Source organism: Gluconacetobacter brunescens (assembly GCF_048695475.1).
Lineage (GTDB): Bacteria > Pseudomonadota > Alphaproteobacteria > Acetobacterales > Acetobacteraceae > Gluconacetobacter.
The window spans coordinates 1,743,021-1,761,452 of the sequence record NZ_JBLHEN010000001.1 but is presented as its reverse complement, the minus strand read 5'-3'; the positions used below and the strand labels follow the sequence as shown (position 1 = coordinate 1,761,452).

Annotated in this window: 17 protein-coding genes; 6 read left to right on the top strand and 11 right to left on the bottom strand. The window is 66.4% G+C overall.

Annotated elements, in window-relative coordinates:
- The first annotated feature begins 1 nt into the window (after position 1).
- The 4 genes from ACMAUO_RS07855 to ACMAUO_RS07840 all read left to right on the top strand — a co-directional run bounded on the left by ACMAUO_RS07855 (position 2) and on the right by ACMAUO_RS07840 (position 6,159).
- A complete protein-coding gene (locus ACMAUO_RS07855) occupies positions 2–3,070 on the top strand; it encodes an efflux RND transporter permease subunit (protein ID WP_420356361.1) in 3,069 nt (1,022 codons plus the stop codon).
- 81 nt (positions 3,071–3,151) lie between these two features.
- Entirely contained in the window at positions 3,152–3,820 is a 669-nt protein-coding gene (locus tag ACMAUO_RS07850) for a response regulator transcription factor (protein WP_420357233.1), read from the top strand.
- Positions 3,817–5,211: a sensor histidine kinase gene (locus ACMAUO_RS07845; RefSeq protein WP_420356360.1), complete on the top strand. Its 1,395-nt coding sequence runs from the start codon at positions 3,817–3,819 to the stop codon at positions 5,209–5,211. Before ACMAUO_RS07850 ends, ACMAUO_RS07845 begins: the two co-directional genes overlap by 4 nt.
- Positions 5,212–5,421: 210 nt before the next feature.
- On the top strand, positions 5,422–6,159 hold the full coding sequence (locus ACMAUO_RS07840; protein ID WP_420356359.1) for a glycosyltransferase family 25 protein: 738 nt from the start codon (positions 5,422–5,424) through the stop codon (positions 6,157–6,159).
- A 47-nt stretch (positions 6,160–6,206) separates the two neighbouring features.
- Here ACMAUO_RS07840 and ACMAUO_RS07835 read toward each other — a convergent pair whose 3' ends face one another.
- The 6 genes from ACMAUO_RS07835 to ACMAUO_RS07810 all read right to left on the bottom strand — a co-directional run bounded on the left by ACMAUO_RS07835 (position 6,207) and on the right by ACMAUO_RS07810 (position 11,386).
- Positions 6,207–6,863, bottom strand: a complete 657-nt coding sequence (locus ACMAUO_RS07835) for a helix-turn-helix transcriptional regulator (protein WP_420356358.1) — start codon at positions 6,861–6,863, stop codon at positions 6,207–6,209.
- Positions 6,860–7,075 carry a hypothetical protein gene (locus ACMAUO_RS07830; RefSeq protein WP_420356357.1) on the bottom strand — a complete coding sequence of 72 codons (216 nt, stop codon included), beginning with the start codon at positions 7,073–7,075 and terminating at the stop codon, positions 6,860–6,862. The genes ACMAUO_RS07835 and ACMAUO_RS07830 overlap by 4 nt, the downstream gene beginning before the upstream one ends.
- A gap of 43 nt (positions 7,076–7,118) precedes the next feature.
- Positions 7,119–8,573, bottom strand: a complete 1,455-nt coding sequence (locus ACMAUO_RS07825) for a carbohydrate porin (protein ID WP_420356356.1) — start codon at positions 8,571–8,573, stop codon at positions 7,119–7,121.
- A gap of 202 nt (positions 8,574–8,775) precedes the next feature.
- Positions 8,776–9,297, bottom strand: a complete 522-nt coding sequence (locus ACMAUO_RS07820; RefSeq protein ID WP_420356355.1) for a gamma carbonic anhydrase family protein — start codon at positions 9,295–9,297, stop codon at positions 8,776–8,778.
- Positions 9,281–9,970, bottom strand: a complete 690-nt coding sequence (locus ACMAUO_RS07815) for a GntR family transcriptional regulator (protein ID WP_420356354.1) — start codon at positions 9,968–9,970, stop codon at positions 9,281–9,283. Before ACMAUO_RS07815 ends, ACMAUO_RS07820 begins: the two co-directional genes overlap by 17 nt.
- A gap of 21 nt (positions 9,971–9,991) precedes the next feature.
- Positions 9,992–11,386, bottom strand: coding sequence for an MFS transporter (locus ACMAUO_RS07810; protein ID WP_420356353.1), 1,395 nt, complete (start codon positions 11,384–11,386; stop codon positions 9,992–9,994).
- A 211-nt stretch (positions 11,387–11,597) separates the two neighbouring features.
- Here ACMAUO_RS07810 and ACMAUO_RS07805 point away from each other — a divergent pair, with 211 nt between their 5' ends.
- Positions 11,598–12,881, top strand: a complete 1,284-nt coding sequence (locus tag ACMAUO_RS07805; protein WP_420356352.1) for a CaiB/BaiF CoA transferase family protein — start codon at positions 11,598–11,600, stop codon at positions 12,879–12,881.
- A complete protein-coding gene (locus ACMAUO_RS07800) occupies positions 12,878–13,681 on the top strand; it encodes an enoyl-CoA hydratase (RefSeq protein WP_420356351.1) in 804 nt (267 codons plus the stop codon). Before ACMAUO_RS07805 ends, ACMAUO_RS07800 begins: the two co-directional genes overlap by 4 nt.
- A gap of 41 nt (positions 13,682–13,722) precedes the next feature.
- On the opposite strand, the gene ACMAUO_RS07795 is transcribed toward ACMAUO_RS07800, so the two are convergent.
- The 5 genes from ACMAUO_RS07795 to ACMAUO_RS07775 are packed head-to-tail and all read right to left on the bottom strand — an operon-like array spanning position 13,723 to position 18,413.
- On the bottom strand, positions 13,723–15,036 hold the full coding sequence (locus tag ACMAUO_RS07795) for an NtaA/DmoA family FMN-dependent monooxygenase (protein WP_420356350.1): 1,314 nt from the start codon (positions 15,034–15,036) through the stop codon (positions 13,723–13,725).
- 39 nt (positions 15,037–15,075) lie between these two features.
- Entirely contained in the window at positions 15,076–16,047 is a 972-nt protein-coding gene (locus ACMAUO_RS07790; RefSeq protein ID WP_420356349.1) for a quinone oxidoreductase family protein, read from the bottom strand.
- 20 nt (positions 16,048–16,067) lie between these two features.
- Positions 16,068–17,030, bottom strand: coding sequence for a cysteine synthase A (gene cysK, locus ACMAUO_RS07785; RefSeq protein ID WP_420356348.1), 963 nt, complete (start codon positions 17,028–17,030; stop codon positions 16,068–16,070).
- The gene (locus ACMAUO_RS07780) at positions 17,027–17,593 is read right to left on the bottom strand and encodes an RBBP9/YdeN family alpha/beta hydrolase (protein WP_420356347.1); all 567 of its coding nucleotides are present in this window, start codon (positions 17,591–17,593) and stop codon (positions 17,027–17,029) included. The genes cysK and ACMAUO_RS07780 overlap by 4 nt, the downstream gene beginning before the upstream one ends.
- Before the next feature lie 49 nt (positions 17,594–17,642).
- Positions 17,643–18,413 carry an ABC transporter ATP-binding protein gene (locus tag ACMAUO_RS07775; RefSeq protein ID WP_420356346.1) on the bottom strand — a complete coding sequence of 257 codons (771 nt, stop codon included), beginning with the start codon at positions 18,411–18,413 and terminating at the stop codon, positions 17,643–17,645.
- Between the last annotated feature and the right edge of the window lie 19 nt (positions 18,414–18,432).

Below are 18,432 nucleotides of genomic sequence, written 5' to 3'. Positions count from 1 at the left end.
CATGCTTGCCCTGCTGAACCTGCTCCAGGCGAACCGCTTCGTGGTTCTGGGGGCCGCTGTCGCGCTCATGCTGGCCGGGATGGTGGCGGTGGTGGGGCTGCCCGTCGAGGCGGTGCCCGATATCTCGCCCCGGCAGGTGCTGGTTTCGGTCGTCGCCCCCGGGCTGGCGACCGAGGAGGTCGAGCGGCTGATCACCTTCCCCGTCGAGGCCAGCATGGCCGGGATTCCGGGGATGAACGACCTGCGGTCGGTCTCGCGGTCGGGCGTTTCGGTGGTCTATGTGCAGTTCGACGATGATACCGACATCGATCTCGACCGTACGCGGGTCAATGAGCGCATCGTGCAGGCGCGCTCGCTGATCGCGGTGCCGGGGCTTTCGATCAATATGGGGCCGCTGGCTACCGGCATGGGCGAGATCATGCAGCTCCAGATCCATGGCGCCGGGCACTCGCTGATGGAGCTGAACCGGCTGATGACCTGGAGCGTGGTGCCGCAACTGAAGCTGGTGCCCGGCGTGGTGGATGTGAACGTCAATGGCGGGGCCGAGGAGACGTTTCAGGTGGCGCTCGACCAGGCGCGGCTGAATGCCTATGGCGTTTCGGTCGGCGATGTCTATCGAGCGGTGGATACCAACAACGCGGCTTCGGGCGGCGGCTGGATCGAGCATCATGCCGAGCAGCAGATCGTGGTCGGGCGCGGGCTGATCCGCACGCTGGACGATTTCGGCGCCCTGGCGGTGCGGAGCAATGCGGATGGCACAGCGATCCGCCTGCGCGATGTCGGCGCGGTGTCGATGGGGCCGCGCACCCGGCTGGGTGCCGTGACGCGCGACGGGCGGGGCGAGATCGTCAACGGCGTGGTGATGATGCGGCAGGGGGCGAGTTCGGATACCACGCTGGCCGCCATTCGCGCGGCCCTGCCGGGCATCAGGCGTACCCTGCCCGCGGGTGTGACGCTGGAGCCCTATTACAGCCGGTCGGACCTGACGAACCGCACCATCGGCACCGTGCGCGACAATCTGCTGATGGGGGCGGCGCTGGTCGTGGTGGTGCTGGTGGTGGTGATCGGAGACTGGCGGGCGTCGCTGGTCATTGCCTCGGTCATTCCCTTTGCCCTGGTCTGTGCCATGACGGGGATGCGGCAGTTCGGCATTTCGGCCAATCTGCTGAGTCTCGGAGCCATCGATTTCGGCATGATCGTCGATAGTTCGCTGGTGGTGGTGGAACATCTGCTGGCGATGCGCGAGACCGACCGGGCGACCGACCTGCGGGCGCAGGTAGTTACGGCGACGGCGCAGGTGCTGCGGCCGGTGACCTTCGCCATTCTGGTGATCGTGATGGTCTATCTGCCGATCCTGACCTTGCAGGGGATCGAGGGGAAGATGTTCCGGCCGATGGCGCAGACTGTCATCATGGCGCTGCTGGCCTCGCTGACCTATTGCGTGCTGTGCGTGCCGGTGATCGCGGCGCTGGCGATGCGCGGCAGCCGGTCGCATGGGGATACGCGGCTGGTGGCGGCGCTGCGGCGGCGCTACGGGCCGGCGGTGCGCTGGGGGGAGAGCCATCCCGGCCCGCTGTTCGGCGGGACGATCGCGGTGTTTCTGGTCGCGGTGGTGCTGGCGACGCGGCTGGGGGGCGAGTTCATCCCGCAACTGGGCGAGGGGGCGCTGGTCGTGACCGCGACGCGCCTGCCCAGTGCCTCGCTGCCCACGGTGCTGGACTCGGTTCGCAAGCAGGAGCAGATCCTGATGGGGTTTCCCGAAATCGCCACCGTGGTGAGCAATACCGGCACCTCGGCGATTCCGACCGATCCGATGGGGGTGAACGAGACCGACAGTTTCGTGTTCCTGAAGGACCCGTCGCAATGGCGGACGGGCCGGACGCAGGAGGATCTGGTCGAGGCCTATGACCGTGCCTTGCGCGAGCGGTTGCCCGATGCGCGGTTCTCGTGGAGCCAGCCGGTGCAGATGCGCATGGACGATCTGCTGTCGGGCGTGCGCAGCCAGATTGCGGTGTCGATCTACGGGCCCGATCTGGAAATGCTGTCGCGGCTGGGCGACCAGGTGGCGGCGGCGCTGGACAGCGTGCGCGGGGCGGCCGATGTGGCGCCGCAGGGGGATGGCACCGTGCCGTTCATTCATGTGGATGTCGATCGCGAGCGGGCGGCGCGGCTGAATGTGGCGATGGCGGACATTCTGGACACGGTCGAGGCGGTGGGCGGGCATATCGGCCGCCCGGTGATCATGGATGATGCGGTGGTGAATACGCAGATCCGCTTTGCGCCGGACCAGGTGGGCTCGGTGGGGCAGATTGCGGGCCTGCGGGTGCGGCGGGCCGACGGGGCCGGGTTGGTGCTGCTGTCGCAGGTGGCGCGTGTCTCGGTGGTCGATGGGCCGCCGCGCATCAGCCGTGACCGTATCCAGCGCCGGCTGGTGGTGCAGGCCAATGTGCGCGGGCGGGACCTGAGTTCCTACGTGGCGGCCGCGCAGGTGGCGGTGGCGGCGAAGGTGCGGCTGCCGCCCGGCTATCGGCTGACGTGGGAAGGGCAGTTCCGCAGTCTGCAATCGGCCATGGCGCGGCTGGAGATCGTGGTGCCGATCGCGCTGGCGCTGATCTTCGTGCTGCTGGTGCTGGCGCTGGGATCGGTGGCGTCGGCGGCGCTGGTGTTCGTCAACCTGCCGATGGCGGCGACGGGGGGGATCATGGCGCTGGCGGTGCGCGGGCTGCCGTTCAGCATCTCGGCCGGGATCGGGTTTATCGCGCTGTTCGGGGTCGCGATCCTGAACGGGGTGGTGCTGGTGAGTTCCATCCAGCATCTGCGCCGCACCGGCATGGATGTGGCGCGGGCGGCGTTCGAGGCCGCGGAACAGCGGTTCCGGCCGGTGATCGCCACCGCGCTGGTGGCCAGCCTCGGCTTCTTTCCGATGGCGTTTTCGACCAGTGCGGGGGCCGAGGTCGAGCGGCCGCTGGCGACGGTGGTGATCGGGGGGCTGGTGTCGTCTACCGTGCTGACGCTGCTGGTGTTGCCCTCGCTTTATGCGCGGGTGATGCGGGAGCGGAAAAAGGGGTAGGCTTTCGGGGCTCTGCCCCGAACCCCGCCAAAGGGCGGTCGCCCTTTGGAAACCCATTCGTTCGTGCCGGAAGGGGATGCCGTGCGGATCCTGGTTGTTGAGGATGAAAGGCCGTTGGGGTCGGCGGTGCAGGAGCGGTTGCGGCGTGCCGGGCATGCCGCCGACTGGTTCACCACCCTGGCGGATGCGCGGGCCGCGCTGGGGGCTATCGCCTATGATTTCCTGCTGCTGGATCTGGGGTTGCCGGATGGCAGCGGGCGGGACCTGCTGCGCGAGATCCGGCGGGGCGGGTCGGCGATGGCGGTGATGATCGCGACCGCGCAGGACCAGATCAGCGACCGGATTGCCGGCCTTTCGGACGGGGCGGACGACTACATCGTCAAACCTTATGATTTCGACGAATTGCTGGCGCGGCTCGACGCCGTTTCGCGCCGTTATGGCGCGCTGGCCAGCAACCGGCTGGTGCTGGGGGAGGTCGAGATCGATCTGGGCCAGCGCAGCCTGCGTCGGCAGGGGCAGGAGGTGGACCTGACGGCGCGGGAATGGGCGGTGATCGCGCTGCTGGCCCGGCGGGCCGGGGCGATCTGCTCGCGCGAGCAGATCGAGGACGCGCTGTACGGGCTGGGCGAGGAGATCGAGAGCAATGCGATCGAGGTCTTTATCAGCCGCGTGCGCAAGAAGGTGGGGGCGGGGCTGATCCTGACCGTGCGCGGGCGCGGCTACCGGCTGGCGCGCGAGGGCAGGACATGAGGCGGGGTGAGGGACGATGGAGCCTGGCCACCCGGATCATGGCCGGGGTGCTGGTGGTGGTGCTGGGCTGTCTGGCGCTGCTGAGCGTGCTGGTGGCGGGTTTTACGCGCTACGAGGTGACGGAGCGGCTGGATAATTCGTTGCAGGAGGTGGCGGAGCGGCTGGAATTCGTCATTGCCGCCCATGCCGTGCGCCCCGCCGGGGGGACGGTGGCGCTGCTGCCGGAGGTGGGGCCGCGCACGCTGGCCTATCAGATCGCGACGCCGGACGGGACATTGCTGCTGCGTTCACAGAACGCGCCGGTCGAGACCTTCGTGCCGGTGGTGAAAGGCGGGTTTTACGACCGGCCGCGCTTTCGCGTCTATGTCGTCAAGGCGCAGGATGGCGGGCACTATATTCTGGTGGGCGAGCCGACCTTTCATCGGCGTGAGGCGGTGCGGCGGGCGACGCTGATCTCGATCCTGCCGATGATCGTGTTTCTGCCGGCGGTGTGGTTGCTGGTGCGTTGGGTGGTGCGGCGGGCGCTGCGGCCGCTGACGGCGTTGCAGGCGGAAATCCGGGCGCGGGGAGGTGGGAATCTGTCGCCGATTCCGGCGCTGGACCTGCCCGAGGAATTGTCGGCGATCCATATGGCGGTGAACCTGCTGCTGGACCGGCTGAAGAAGGCGCTCTCGACCGAGCGGGCCTTTGCGGCCAATGCGGCGCATGAACTGCGCAACCCGATCGGCGCGCTGCTGGCGCAGGCGCAGATGCTGCGCGAGCAGTTGCACGAGCCCGAGGCGCCGGGGCGGGTGGCAGCCATGATCGGGCAGATCCGCCGGCTGGGGCGGATGACGGAGAAATTGCTGCAATTGTCGCGCGCGTCGTCGGGGGCCGCGATGGGGGATGACCGGTTCGACCTGATCGCGGTGTTGCAGATCCTGGCCGAGGAATTTGCCGACATGCCGCCGGTCTTTCCCGTCGTGACGGTGGATTGCGACGGGATGGAGGCGCTGTTCGCGCGGGGCGATATCGACGCGGCGGGCATCCTGTTTCGGAACCTGATCGAGAATGCGGCCCATCATGGCACGCCCGACGCCGTGATCGCGGTGACGGTGTCGCGGGCTGGGGTGGTGGATATCGTGAATGATTGCAGTGCTTTGCCGGAAGCGATCCTGCCCGGGCTGACCGAGCCCTTCGTGCGCGGGGGGAGTGCCGCCGACGGCAGCGGGCTGGGGCTGGCCATTGCCGCCAGCATTGCCGGGCAGATGGGGGCGCGGCTGGAGATTGCCTCGCCGGTGCCGGGGACGGACCGGGGGTTTCGGGCGCGGGTGGTGCTGGCGGACTGCGAGGCCGTGCCGGCGGTCGTTTCCCTGCGCGCGCTGGCCGGGGCTACAGGAAGGCCATCATGACGCGGTGCGGGTGATCGGCGGGGCGGCCTTGAAGGGGTACCTCACCGCCGGGCTGGTCATCGACATCAGCGCGCTCCGGTTGGGCGCCCCCGCTTTCCGACAAGGCTCGGGAGTGATGTTGGTGGATAATGAAAATATGGACCGGCGCTTGTCTTGCCCTTTGTTTTGTGTGAAGAAATATTAAATTATGCCCATATATGAGGTGATTTCATGCTTATTTATATAAATAGAGACAAGGATGTGAAAAGAAGAGAGGAATTTATAAAAAACAATGCGCATATTTCTGATCTTATTAGATATAGTGCATTCGACAAGAATCTTATAGATAGAGATGATTTGATCGAGCGTGAGATTATTGATAAGGACTGCCCCTATTCCAAGGCGGCCCTGGCGAATGCCCTTTCCCACATAACGATATGGAACGCGGTGCTGGAGACGGGAAAAACCGCCTGCATATTCGAAGATGATGCTGTTCTCTGCAATAATTTCGTTTCTGAATATGAGAGAATCGTTTCGTCTGTCGGAGAGGACTGGGATATCATACTGTTTGGAAACAATTTTGACAGTTCGCTGAAGGTCAGTCTGGTTCCGGATATCCTGGATAGTGTCACGAGATTCGACAATGAGAAATTTATTCAAAATCACAAGGAATTTTCTAAAAAAGATATAAATTCAGTGCCGCTGAAGCTCGTTGAGGCATTTGGGCTTTGCGGATATGCCATATCCCAGAAAGGGGCGTACAAGTTAATCAATTCGGTTGTTCCTATCAAGGATCTCATGCTGAATATAGAAATATGTGGCAGTTATTTAAGAAATGAAAGTCTGGATAACTTCCTGTGTGCTGTATATCGATATTTGAATGCTTATATCTGTATTCCGCCATTGTGTGTTACCGAGAATGACAAGTCCAAATCCACGATGTGGAATGGCGATGATTTTTATTTGTAAAGGGTGAATGGGCTTGCATATGAGGCCGGTATTGGCAGGCTAGGGGCCTATAGGAAGGCCATCATGATGCGGTGCAGGTGGTCGGCGGGGTCGGCTGCGAAGGGGCCGCCGCCGGCCGAGGCGCCGATCATGGCCAGCAGGGGGCCGGTGGCCTCGCCGGCGCGGGCATCGACCACCACCGCGCACAGGGCGCCTTCGGGGCGCAGGACCAGCACCCGGTCCTGCCGGCGGATCGGGATGCCGGGGGCGACCATGAGGATGGTGCCGGCGCGGAAGACCGGCTCGAACAGGGAGGTGTCCAGGGCCACGGCATAGAGGTCGGCCTCGGTGGTGGCGGGCATGTCCCACTGGTCCCAGTGGCGGCCGCTGGGCAGGCCGGTGGCGTCGAACATGCCGGGGTGGTCGAGATGGGAGAAGGGGGACAGGCGGAGGCGCGACCGGGCGGCGGCGCGGGGGGTGGGAGAGAGGGGATGCTGGCCGGCCGCGAGGCGGGCGAATGCCTCCAGGCTCAGGCCGGTGATGTCGAGCACGCGGGCCAGGCTTTCGGTGCCGGGCCAGCGCGGGCGGCCGGCGGCCGTGATGCGTTTGGAGGGATTGAAGCTGGTCGGGTCCAGCCCCGCCGCGCGAGCCAGGCCGGAGGGCGTGAGGCCGCGTTCGGCGGCCAGCGTGTCCAGCGCGCGCCACAGATCGTCATGCCGGATCATGACGGCGACAGGATTTCCGATTCATGCCGGGCCGCGCCCTGCGGCGTGGGGTGGTAGCGGCCGGCGGCGTCCTGGCTGGCCAGGCCCATGCGCGCCAGCCGTTCCAGGCATGGCTGGTCCTTCATGCCCGGCGGGCGGCCCGCCGCGCCGCTGAGCATCAGCCGGTGCAGCGCCGACCGGCAGCAGGTTTCCAGATAGGGTTCGCTCCACATGCGGCGGAGGATCGGCGTTTCCGGCCCGGCTTGCAACCGTCTGCTAGAAGATCACGCGCAGGCGCAGGCCGAGGACGCTGAGGTTTTTGACCTTCCGTTCCAGGTTGGGGTTGATGACATACTGGAAGTCGGGCTGGACCCAGACGCCCTGGCGGATATGGATGTTGTACGTGGCCTCGACCACCGTGGCGGAACTCTGGGGCGTGATGGCGTTGGCCGGCAGTTTCTTGCCGCGCAGGTAGTCGAGTTTCTGGGCTGCGACGAGTGTGGAACTGGCGGTGACATGGTTGACCATGATGCCGATCACATCGTTCGGCCGGCCCGGGACCATGCCGCGATCGGACAGGCCGAGATAATATTGATGCTCGTAGGGCGAGGCGCGCGGGGTGTTGTGGATGTAGCCGGCCATGACATACAGGCCCTCGTAGATGCCGCGACCGTGGCGGAAGAGCATCTGGTCCATCGTGGTCCAGACCTGGATCTTGCCGCGACCGGTGCGGGCCGGCAGGCCGGTCAGCGGGATGGGATTGCCGTTGATGTCCGTGTAGTACGAGGGATAGGGCGAGGAATCGTAGGCGGCGGCGATCTTGTAATGGCCGACCAGCGCGTGGGGGCCGAAAACGGGAATAGCCCCGATTTCAAAGGGAACATACACGCCCGTATAGGCGCTGGTATCGAATTCGAAGCCGGTGCGGGTATATTGCGGCTGGCCGAGGCCGGAATTGACGCCATAGGCGCCGCCTTGCATGTACAGGCCATGCAGCGGCCAGAACCGCAGCCGGCCGCCCAGCACGCCGTTGGGCGTATTGGAGAAGCCGATCGAGCCCTTGGTTTCGGTTTTCGGGTTGCCGCATATGGCATTGTTCATGAAGGTGCAATAAAGCGGCGAGGTCGAGAAATCGAGATTGACCGACATATAGCCCAGCGCGAGCTGCAGGCGCTGGTTCAGGAAATCCTGCGTGCCGTAGGCGGATACGAGATGGACGATGACATTGCCGCCGCCGCCGTAGATTTCCTGCACATTGACCACCGAGCGGTCGCCGGCATCGGTCGAGAGATTGTGGCCGGCGCGGTTGACGAAGGTGAAATGCGTGTTGAAGCCTTTCCAGCCGATCAGCTTCTGCCAGTTCAGATTGACCTGGACCGCCACCTGGTGCGTGTAGCCGGCCGAGCCGGTGACGTCGGTGCGGCCGCCATTGAGGATGATGCCGCTCTCGCCGATATAATCGATGCCCAGGCCGATGCCCTTGTTGGCCAGGCTGCCGCGCAGCTTGTTCCAGTCTCCATAGGCATGTTCGGTATTGGGCATGAAGGGCGTGTTGTCGTACGCCGTCGGGCTGTCGAGGAAGAAGGACGGGCCGCTGGGAGACGTCAGGCCCGTATAGGGGGGCGCCGTTGCCGCCGAGAGCGGGCCAGGATGGGCGACGAGGAAGAGGCTCGCGACGGCGAGGGACAGCTTCCTGTTCCCGATATGGGAAAGAAAGGATGATATGGACACGACAGTTTTCCTGTTCTTCGGGATGTCCGGGGTGGGGTCGCCATTTTTCTGGTGACCCTGTTTTTTTGTTTTTATTTGTGCGCGCGTTCGCAAGGGCGCCATTGTGGTGGTGGCGCCTTTGTTCGTGTTGTTCTATTGCCCGTTGCGCCGTCTTTCGGGCGTGCCGGGTGGGTTTTACTTTTGGGGTGGAGTTTCTATTTCTCTACGCCGGGCGTAGCTTCTCGCGATAATGGCGTGCGCGGTCGCGGTAGGACTGGCTGGCGCGCTTCATCATCGCCTCGTGTTCCGGGGTGACGGGGCCGACGAGCGTGGCCGGGCGGCCGCGGATGACCGAGCCGTCGGGGAAGATCTTGCCTTCCGGGATCAGGCTGCCGGCGGCGACCAGGCAGTTCCGGCCGATCCGTGCGCCGTTCATGATCACCGAGCCCATGCCGATCAGCGAGCCGGCGCCGATCCGGCAGCCATGCAGGAGGACCAGGTGGCCGATCGTGACCTCTTCCGCGATTTCCAGCGGAAAGCCGGGATCGGTGTGCAGGACGGCGTTGTCCTGCACGTTGCTGCCGGCGCCGATGACGATGCGTTCGGAATCGCCGCGCAGGACGGCGCCGAACCAGATGCTGGCCTGTGCCTCCAGCGTGATGGCGCCGATCAGGGTGGCGGTGGGCGCCACGTAGGTCTCTTCGGTCGACAGGTCGGGGGTCTGGCCGTCATATTGAAACAGCATCTCGTTCCTCACTCCCGTCCAGCGAGGCCAGGGCGATGCGCGCGCTGGTCCCCGCGATGTGGTCGCGCATGAGTTGTGACAGGCGCGCCCCGTCGCGCTGTTCCAGGGCGTCCATGAATTCGGCATGTTCCGCGATGGCGGCGGCCCAGTCGCGATCGTCCTTGCGCCGGATGAAGCGGCAGACATGGATGCGTGCCAGGATCTGCTGGTACATCTCCGACAGGGCCGGATTGCGGGCCAGGGTGAAGATGGCCTCGTGGACCTGCCGGTTCTGGCGCAGGTAGCGTTGTTCGTCGCGCCGTTCGTAGCTTTCCATCATCTCGTCGTGCAGCTTGCGGACGCGGGCGATGTCCTGCGCGGTGGCGCGGGCGCAGGCCAGTTCGCCGGCCACGCCTTCCAGCGCGCCCATGATCGGGAACAGGTTGTGGATATCGGCCTCGGTGATCTGTGCCACGACCGCGCCGCGCCGGGGGAGCAGTTCGACCAGCCCTTCCGACGCCAGAACCTTCAGCGCCTCGCGCAGCGGGGTGCGGGAAATGCCGAACCGGTCGCATAGCGCGCGCTCGGCGATCTTCTCGCCCGGCACCAGCACGCCGTCGAGAATCATGCCGCGCAGGGCGGTGATGATCGTGTCGTGAAGGTTGAGGCGCGGGACGATCGTGGGCTCGGTCATGGTGGGCTGGGTCTCCGGAGGTCAATGACCGTGGGCGTTGCCGAGCGGGTGGCCCGGCAGGGGGGAGCCTGAAAGCGGCGCGCCCGGGGTCGCGCCGGAGATCGTGGAATCCGGGATCGACGATCCGGCATTGGCGTCGGGGCGCGACGGCAGGTAGTGGAAGGCCAGGGCGGCGCCGACGATCAGCAGGACGACCGGGCCGTAGAACGGCAGGCTGTAGCTGTGCGAGAGGTCGATGATCAGGCCGAAGGCGAACGGCGACAGGATGCCGGCGATGGCCGAGCCCGTGTTCATGATTCCGCTGCTGGTACCGGCATATCGGGGCGCCATGTCCATCGGGATCGCCCAGATCGGCCCGACAGTCAATTCCAGGAAGAAGAAGGCCGCCGACAGCGCGATGCCGATGGTGGTGAGATCATGCACGAACAGCGCCGGCAGCAGGCAGAGCATGGAGCCGATCATGCTGGCGATGATCACCTGGCGGCGGGCCTGCGGCAGGTTGCCGTGGCGGCGATACAGATAGTCGGTGAACAGGCCGCCGCAGGTGTCGCCCACCACGCCGGCGGTGAAGACGCCGAACGAGAAGATGGCGGTATGTTTCAGGTTCAGCCCGTAGGCCTGCACGAAGAAGGACGGCAGCCAGGTGATGTAGAGCCACAACGTCCAGTTGTAGCAGAAATAGATCAGCGTGGCTGGCATCATGGCGCGGATCAGCGCCCGCCAGGGGATGGACGGTTTGGCGGCACCCCGGGGCGTGTCGATGACCGGGAGTTCGGACAGTTCGGCCGCTGTGACGCCCGGATGGCTGGCCGGGCGGTCGCGGAACATGAAGGCCCAGGCCAGCGTCCAGCCCAGGCTGACGCAGCCCAGCGCCATGAAGGCCCCGCGCCAGCCCAGCCACAGGGCGATCATGACCGTCAGCGGCGGGGTGAGGGCGTTGGCCAGGCGGGATGACGAATGCATCATGCCCTGGGCGTAGCCGCGCCGGGTGGAGGGAACCCATGCCGCCACGGCGCGCGTGGCGGCGGGGAAGGTGGCGCCCTCGCCGATGCCCAGCAGGACGCGGATGGCGATCAGCGAGAACAGGCCGCCCACCAGGCCGGTGAGGATGGTGGCCGCACCCCATATCAGCCCGCTGATGACCAGCGTGCGGCGTGGGCCCAGGCTGTCGGCCAGGCTGCCGCCCGCGATCTGCAGCAGGGCGTAGGGATAGCCGAAGGCGGACAGGGCCAGCCCCAACTGGACGTTCGACAGGTGCAGGTCGTGCGCCATCAGCGGTGCCAGCGTCGAGATGTTCACGCGATCGACATAGGTGATGAAATACATCACGCACACCAGACCGAAGATCCGGCCCGGCGCGGTGGTGAGGGTATGACGGATATAGGCGGTCGGCGTCATTGTCTTGCCATGGAACATGGTCGGCCTCGTTTTCTTGTTTTTTTTGAGTGCGCCGTCGCCGGTCCCGTTGGGGAGCATGGCCGACGCGGCGTTTTCTGGCCTCTCACAGAACGGAGTACTGTCCCTCCCATCCTGCCGGAATGCTTGTAGCACACCGGCATTATGAATTATGAATGCAAAATACCAACACCCGTTCGATCACGAAGACGGGATGAAAGACGGAGGGCCCATGATGGACAGAACGCTCCACTCTCACGACACATCCGTTCCCCATGATGAAAGGGATGGCGGCGTCCGGCCCGCCCCGGCGGGCGGGCGGCCGCTGCCTTTGGCCGGCATCCGGGTGCTGGACGTGACCCAGGTGATGGCCGGGCCGGTCTGCACCATGCTGCTGGGCGACCTGGGGGCCGATATCATCAAGATCGAGCCGCCGGGAACCGGGGACCAGACGCGCGGCGCCATGGGTTTTCGCATGAAGGGCGATGACAGCATGGGGTTTTTGAACATGAACAGGAACAAGCGCAGCATCGCGCTGAACCTGAAGAACCCGGCCGGGCGGCAGGTTTTTCTCGATCTTGTGAAAACTGCCGATATCGTCGTGGAGAATTATCGGCCCGGCGTGGTGCGCAAGCTGGGCATCGATTACGAGACGCTGTCGAAGATCAATCCGCGCCTCGTTTACGCCAGCATTTCGGGGTTCGGCCAGACCGGGCCGTGGGCGATGCGGCCGGGATTCGACCTGATGGCGCAGGCGATGTCCGGCGTGATGAGCGTAACCGGGCACCCTGGCGGGCCGCCGGTGAAGGCGGGCGTGCCGGTGGCGGATATCGGCTGCGCGCTGTTTGCGACCTATGCGATCCTGGCGGCCTATATCGGCTGCGAGAAGAGCGGGCAGGGGCAGTTTATCGATGCTTCGCTGTTCGACTCGGCGATGGCGTTTTCGATATGGGATATCTCGGAATATTGGGGGAAGGGCACTATTCCCGAGCCGCTGGGCACCGCCAACCGCATGAGCGCGCCCTATCAGGCGGTGCGGGCGTCGGACGGGTATTTCGTGATGGGGGCGACCAACCAGAAATTATGGATCAAGCTCTGCACCGAACTGGGGCGGGAGGATCTGCTGGACGATCCGCGCTTTGCCACCATTTCCGACCGGCTGGCTAATCGCGTGGTGCTGATCGAGGAACTGGAGAAGGTCTTCATGACGCGGCCCTCGGAGGAATGGGTGGAGACGCTGCTGGCCAAGGGGATCCCCGCCGGGCGGATGAATACCTATCCGGAGGCGTTCGAGAGCGATCATGGGAAATTCCGTGAGATGAAGATGGAGATTGCGCATCCGGTGGAAGGGACGATTCCCAATATCGGTTTTCCGGTGAAGCTGCGCGGCACGCCGCCGACCGTGCGCCGGCCACCGCCGCTGCTGGGGGAGCATACGCGCGAGATCCTGGCCGAGCGCGGCCTGTCGGACGATGCGATTGCCGGTCTGGCGGATGAGGGAGCGTTTGCGTCATGAGCGCCGTGACCGCGCAGCAGGATTCTGTCGCCGGGCGGGTGCGCCTGGCGATCGATAATGAGGTGGCCTCGATTGTCTTCGACCGGCCGCAGGCACGCAATGCCATGACGTGGCAGATGTATCGCGACCTTGGGGAGGCGATCGAGCGGATCGATGCGACGCCTTCCGTTCGGGTGGCGGTGCTGCGGGGGGCGGGAGGGCAGGCTTTTGTGGCCGGGACCGATATCGTGCAGTTTCGCGATTTCCGCTCGGGCGAGGATGGGGTGGCGTATGAGCGCGGGATCGACGCCTGCATCGCGCGGCTGGAGGGGATTGCGGTGCCGACTCTGGCGGTGGTCGAGGGCTGGGCGGTCGGCGGGGGGCTGGCGATTGCCAATGCCTGCGATTTTCGCATCGCGGCGGCGGGGGCGCGGTTCGGCGTACCGATCGCCCGCACGTTGGGGAATTGCCTCTCGGGCGCCAATCTGGCCCGGCTGGAGAGGACGCTGGGGGTAAGCTGGGTGAAGCGCATGACGCTGCTGGCCGAGATGCCGGCGGCCGAGGATCTGGCGGGTATCGGGTATCTGCACGCCATCGTGCCGGCCGGGGAACTGGATGACGCGGTCGTCAAGTTCTGCCGGCGGATCTGCGGGCATGCGCCGATCACGATTGCGGTGACGCGCGAGGCGTTGCGCCGGCTGGGAGAGGGGGAGGTGCCGGAGATGGCCGACCTGATCCGGCGGTGCTACGGCAGCGCGGATTTCCATCGGGGGGTGGCGGCGTTCGGGACCGGGGCGCCGGCGCAGTGGGAGGGGCGGTGACAGGCGGGTGTGGGGCGCGTGCCCCATGCCCCACCCTGTGCTTATGATACGGCGTAGCGGTTGCGCGGTGTGGCGAGCCCCAGATTGCCGCGCAGGGTCGTGCTTTCATACGCGGTTCTGAAGAGGCCGCGCTGCTGGAGGATCGGGACCACGAGGCGCGTGAAGTCGCGCAGGTGGGCGTGGGTGCCGAACAGGATGAAGCCGTCGGCGGTCTGCTGTTCGAACGCATGCTGGATGCGGTCGGCGACCGTCTGCGGGGTGCCTACATAGATGCCGCGCGGTGCGGCTGCCTGGTAGGCCAACTGGCGGAGGGTCAGGCCTTCTTCCCTTGCCAGGCGCAGGTAATATTCGGCGGTGGATTTGAAGCTGTTCGCGCCGATATCGCCCAGGTCGGGCAGGGGCTCGTCGAGGGGGAACTGGCCGAAATCGAAAAAGCTGAAATAGCGCGCCAGATATTTGACGGCGTGATCGGGGTCGATGAAGGAGAGTTCGCGCTGGTACTTGGCCTCGGCCTCTTCTTCCGTTTCGGCCACGATCGGGCGGATCGAGGGAAAGACGAGGATGTCGTCGGGATGGCGGCCATGGGCCACGGCGCGGGTTTTCAGATCCCGGTAATGTTCCTGGCAGGCTGTCAGGTCATCGGATTCGGCGAAGGTGGAGAAGACCGCGTCGGCGTGGCGGGCGGCGAGGTCGCGCCCGGCATCGGATGCACCGGCCTGGAAGATGACCGGTCGCCCCTGGGGGGAGCGTTCCAGATTGAGCGGCCCTTCCACGCTGAAGAATTCCCCCTTGTGATCGAGGGTGTGCATCTTGTCCCAATCCACGTACTGGCCGGTTTCGCGGTTGCGCACGAAGGCATCGGGTTCGAAACTGTCCCAGAGATTCTGCACCACCTCGATATATTCCCGCGCGATGCGGTAGCGCAGGGCGTGGTCGTGCAGGCGTTCGCCGCCGAAATTTCTGGCCATGCCTTCCAGCGCGCTGGTCACCGCGTTCCAGCCGGCGCGGCCGTGGCTGATATGGTCCAGCGTCAGGACCTGGCGGGCGGTGGTGAACGGGTAGCTGTAGGAGGTGCTGAACGTGCCGACCAGGCCCAGACGGCTGGTGCGGGCGGAGATGGCCGACAGGGCGGCCAGCGGTTCCAGCCGGCTGAGGAAATGCCAGGTGGAATCGCGTGTGATGTAGGGTGAGTCGGCGATGAATCCGAAATCGAACAGCGCGTCCTCGCCGATGCGGGCGGCGCGCTGGTAGCTTTCGATGCTGACGGCCTCGGCGGGGCCGATATCGGGATCGCGCCAGTGGCCGCCGCCGCCCTGGAGGCCGATGCCCAGTCTGAGCTTTCCATCTCGCGCCATGGTCGATGTTTCCTGTTCTGGAAGGTCTGGTCGGGATGTTCAGGGAATGAGGATCGTGCTGCCTGTCGTGCGCCGGGATTCCAGGGCCGCATGGGCTGCTGCGGCGTCTTGCAGGGGGAAGGTCTGGCCGATCTCGACGCGCAGGATGTTCCGGCGCAGCAGGTCGTACAGTTCGGTCGCCGCGCCGACCAGGGCCGTGCGCTCGGCGATGAAGGTGCCCAGTGTGGGGCGCGTGGCGTACAGGCTGCCCTTGCTGGCGAGGGTGGAGAAGGAGACGCCGGTGACTTCGCCGGATGCATTGCCGAAGCTGACGAGCAGGCCGCGTGGCGCGAGGCAGTCCAGGCTGGCCTCGAACGTATCGCGGCCCACGCTGTCATAGACGACGGGAACGCCCTTTCCGCCATTCAGGGCGCGGATGCGGGCGGGCAGGTCGTGATAGCCGACCAGGGTCTCGGCCACGCCGGCACGGCGCGCGATCGCAGCCTTCTCCTCGCTCGACACCACGCCGATGACCCGCACGCCCAGGTGGCTGGCCCACTGGGCCAGGAGCTGGCCGACGCCGCCGGCCGCTGCGTGCAGCAGGATCGTCTCGCCGGCCCTGACGGGATAGACCTGCCGCAGGAGCGCCTGCACCGTCAGCCCGCGCAGGGTCGCGGCCGCCGCCGTTTCGAAGCTGATGCCGTCGGGCAGGGTGAGCAGGTCGGCGGCGCGGACGATGCGCCGGTCGGCATAGGCGCCGCGCACATGGGCGTAGGCGACCCGGTCGCCGACCGCCAGATCGGTGACGTCGGGGCCCACGGCCTCGACGGTGCCCGCGGCTTCCATGCCCACGCCGGCCGGGTAATGGGGCAGGGGGCGCGTGCCGTCGCGGAAATACGTATCGACGTAATTGACGCCGATGGCGTGCTGGCGGAGCAGCACCTCGCCCGGTCCCGGCGCGGCTTCGGGCAGCGTGCGGGCCTGCAGGACGTCGGGCGGGCCGGGGCGGGTGATTTCGATCGTGTGGAACATGCGGGATCTCCGTGCCGGGGTCAGGGTTCGTCGGCGAACAGGGTGGTCGACAGGTAGCGTTCGGCGAAGCTGGGGATGATCGTCACGACCAGGCGGTCCTGTGCCTCGGGGGCCTTGCCCAGGCGGATGGCGGCGGCAAGGGCCGCGCCGGCGCTGATGCCGACGGGGATGCCCTCCAGGCGGGCGACGTCGCGGGCGGTGGCGATGGCTTCGTCGTCCTCCACCGTCAGGATTGCGTCGATCACGTCGCGGTCGAGGATCGCGGAGAGGAAGCCCGAGCCGATCCCCTGGATGCGGTGGGGGCCGGGTTTGCCGCCGGAGAGGACGGCGCTGCCGGCGGGTTCGACACCGACCATGCGCACGGCGGGGTTCAGCGCCTTGAGCGCGCGCCCGACCCCGGTGATGGTGCCGCCGGTGCCGATGCCGGCGACGACCGTATCGACCGTGCCGGCGGTATCGGCCCAGATTTCGCGGGCCGTCGTGCGTTCGTGGATTGCGGGGTTGGCCGCGTTTTCGAACTGGCGCATCAGCAGGCTGCCGGGGATTTCGGCGGCCAGGGCCTCGGCGCGGCGGATGGCGCCGGACATGCTCTCGGCGGCCGGGGTGAGTTCCAGCCGGGCGCCGAGATGGCGCAGCAGGCGCCGGCGTTCGACCGACATGCTCTCCGGCATCGTCAGGATCAGGCGATAGCCGCGCGCGGCGGCGGCGAAGGCCAGGGCGATGCCGGTATTGCCCGATGTGGCCTCGATCAACGTGGCGCCGGGGGCGATCAGGCCCCGCCGTTCGGCGTCCTCGATCATGGCGATGCCGATCCGGTCCTTGACCGAGGCCAGCGGGTTGAAGAATTCCAGCTTGGCGACAAGCTGCGCCCGGACGCCGTGGGCCTGGGCCAGGCGGGACAGGCGGACCAGCGGCGTGCCGCCGATGGTGCCCGTGATGTCGGCGTGGATGCGCATGGCGGGGGCGGTGCCGGAGGCGCTCATCGGTGCATGTCCAGCCGGCCGAGCAGTTCGCCCAGCCAGATCAGTCCCTCGGGCCAGAGGCCGAGTTTCGCGGCCGAGCCGATATGGCCCAGGGCGCCGGCATCGACGAAGCGGGTGCGCCAGTCTTCGGCGAATTGCTGCGCCCTTGCGAAGTCGCAGCGCGGGTCGTCGGTGCTGGCGACGATCGTGGCCGGGAAGGGGAGAGGCTGGCGGATCATCGGCGCGAAGCCCTGCGGCTCGCCGGGTTCGGATTCCCACCGGTCGCGATCGGTGGTGGCGACCAGCAGGGCGCCGGAGACGCCCCAGCCGCCGGTCTGGATCGCCCAGCGGGTGGCCAGCGAGGTGCCGAGGCTGTGGGCGACGAGGATGACGGGTCGGGTGGCGGCTTCGACGGCCTGCGACAGGGCGTCGGCCCAGTCTTCGTAGGTCGGGTGGTCCCAGTCGGCCTGCTGGACGCGGCGGAAGGTGGGAAAACGTGTCTCCCACGCCGTCTGCCAGTGGTCGGGGCCGGAATTGTGCCAGCCCGGCAGGAGGAGAATATCGAAATCGCGGAAGTCGCTCATGATGGTCCTGATGGTTCGGAAGATACCGATGGTGGCCAGGCGGGGCGGTTCAGGCCCCGCGCGTTTCGGCCTGGGTCAGCAGCTCGATCGCCCTGTGCCTGACGGGCTGGAGGCGCGGATCGCCGCGGTCGCGCGGGCGGGGGATGTCGATATCCAGCACTGCCGCGATCCGTCCGGGGCGGGGATGCATCACCACGATCCGGTCGGAGAGGTAGGTCGCTTCCTCGATGTCGTGGGTGACGAACAGGGCGGTGATGTTCGCCTGCTGCCAGATGTCCATAAGCTGGTCCTGAAGATGCTGGCGCGTCAGCGGGTCCAGCGCGCCGAAAGGTTCGTCGAGCAGCAGCACGCGGGGGCGGGCGACCAGTGCGCGCGCGATGGCGACGCGCTGGGCCATGCCGCCCGACAACTGCCGGGGCAGTGCGTTTTCGAAGCCGTTCAGGCGCACCAGGGCGATGTGGTCGGCGACCAGGGCCTTCTTTTCCGCTTCGGGGAGCGGGGCGTTGATCAGGCCGAGGGCCACGTTGCGTTCGACGGTCAGCCACGGCAGCAGGCGGGCTTCCTGGAAGACGATGCCCCGGTCCAGGCCCGGTTCGGTGATCGGCCGTCCGTCGAGCAGGATCTGCCCGCCATCCGGCCTGTCCAGGCCGGACAGGATGCGCAGCAGCGTCGATTTGCCGCAGCCGCTGGGGCCGAGCAGGCTGACGAACGCGCCCTGGGGAATGGCGAGATCGATGTCGGCCAGGACGTGCAGCGTCGTCCCGTCCAGGGCGAAGCGCCGGTCGATATGGTCGAGGACGAGGTGGGCGGGTGCCGCCATGGCTGTATTCCCTGAGATG

Coding starts and splice junctions, on each gene's coding strand:
- ACMAUO_RS07790 (WP_420356349.1), bottom strand. CDS start 16,047: ATGTTCCACACGATCGAAATCACCCGCCCCGGCCCGCCCGACGTCCTG.
- ACMAUO_RS07795 (WP_420356350.1), bottom strand. CDS start 15,036: ATGGCGCGAGATGGAAAGCTCAGACTGGGCATCGGCCTCCAGGGCGGC.
- cysK (WP_420356348.1), bottom strand. CDS start 17,030: ATGAGCGCCTCCGGCACCGCCCCCGCCATGCGCATCCACGCCGACATC.
- ACMAUO_RS07820 (WP_420356355.1), bottom strand. CDS start 9,297: ATGCTGTTTCAATATGACGGCCAGACCCCCGACCTGTCGACCGAAGAG.
- ACMAUO_RS07810 (WP_420356353.1), bottom strand. CDS start 11,386: ATGTTCCATGGCAAGACAATGACGCCGACCGCCTATATCCGTCATACC.
- ACMAUO_RS07855 (WP_420356361.1), top strand. CDS start 2: ATGCTTGCCCTGCTGAACCTGCTCCAGGCGAACCGCTTCGTGGTTCTG.
- ACMAUO_RS07805 (WP_420356352.1), top strand. CDS start 11,598: ATGATGGACAGAACGCTCCACTCTCACGACACATCCGTTCCCCATGAT.
- ACMAUO_RS07830 (WP_420356357.1), bottom strand. CDS start 7,075: ATGTGGAGCGAACCCTATCTGGAAACCTGCTGCCGGTCGGCGCTGCAC.
- ACMAUO_RS07775 (WP_420356346.1), bottom strand. CDS start 18,413: ATGGCGGCACCCGCCCACCTCGTCCTCGACCATATCGACCGGCGCTTC.
- ACMAUO_RS07780 (WP_420356347.1), bottom strand. CDS start 17,593: ATGAGCGACTTCCGCGATTTCGATATTCTCCTCCTGCCGGGCTGGCAC.
- ACMAUO_RS07840 (WP_420356359.1), top strand. CDS start 5,422: ATGCTTATTTATATAAATAGAGACAAGGATGTGAAAAGAAGAGAGGAA.
- ACMAUO_RS07815 (WP_420356354.1), bottom strand. CDS start 9,970: ATGACCGAGCCCACGATCGTCCCGCGCCTCAACCTTCACGACACGATC.
- ACMAUO_RS07835 (WP_420356358.1), bottom strand. CDS start 6,863: ATGATCCGGCATGACGATCTGTGGCGCGCGCTGGACACGCTGGCCGCC.
- ACMAUO_RS07845 (WP_420356360.1), top strand. CDS start 3,817: ATGAGGCGGGGTGAGGGACGATGGAGCCTGGCCACCCGGATCATGGCC.
- ACMAUO_RS07800 (WP_420356351.1), top strand. CDS start 12,878: ATGAGCGCCGTGACCGCGCAGCAGGATTCTGTCGCCGGGCGGGTGCGC.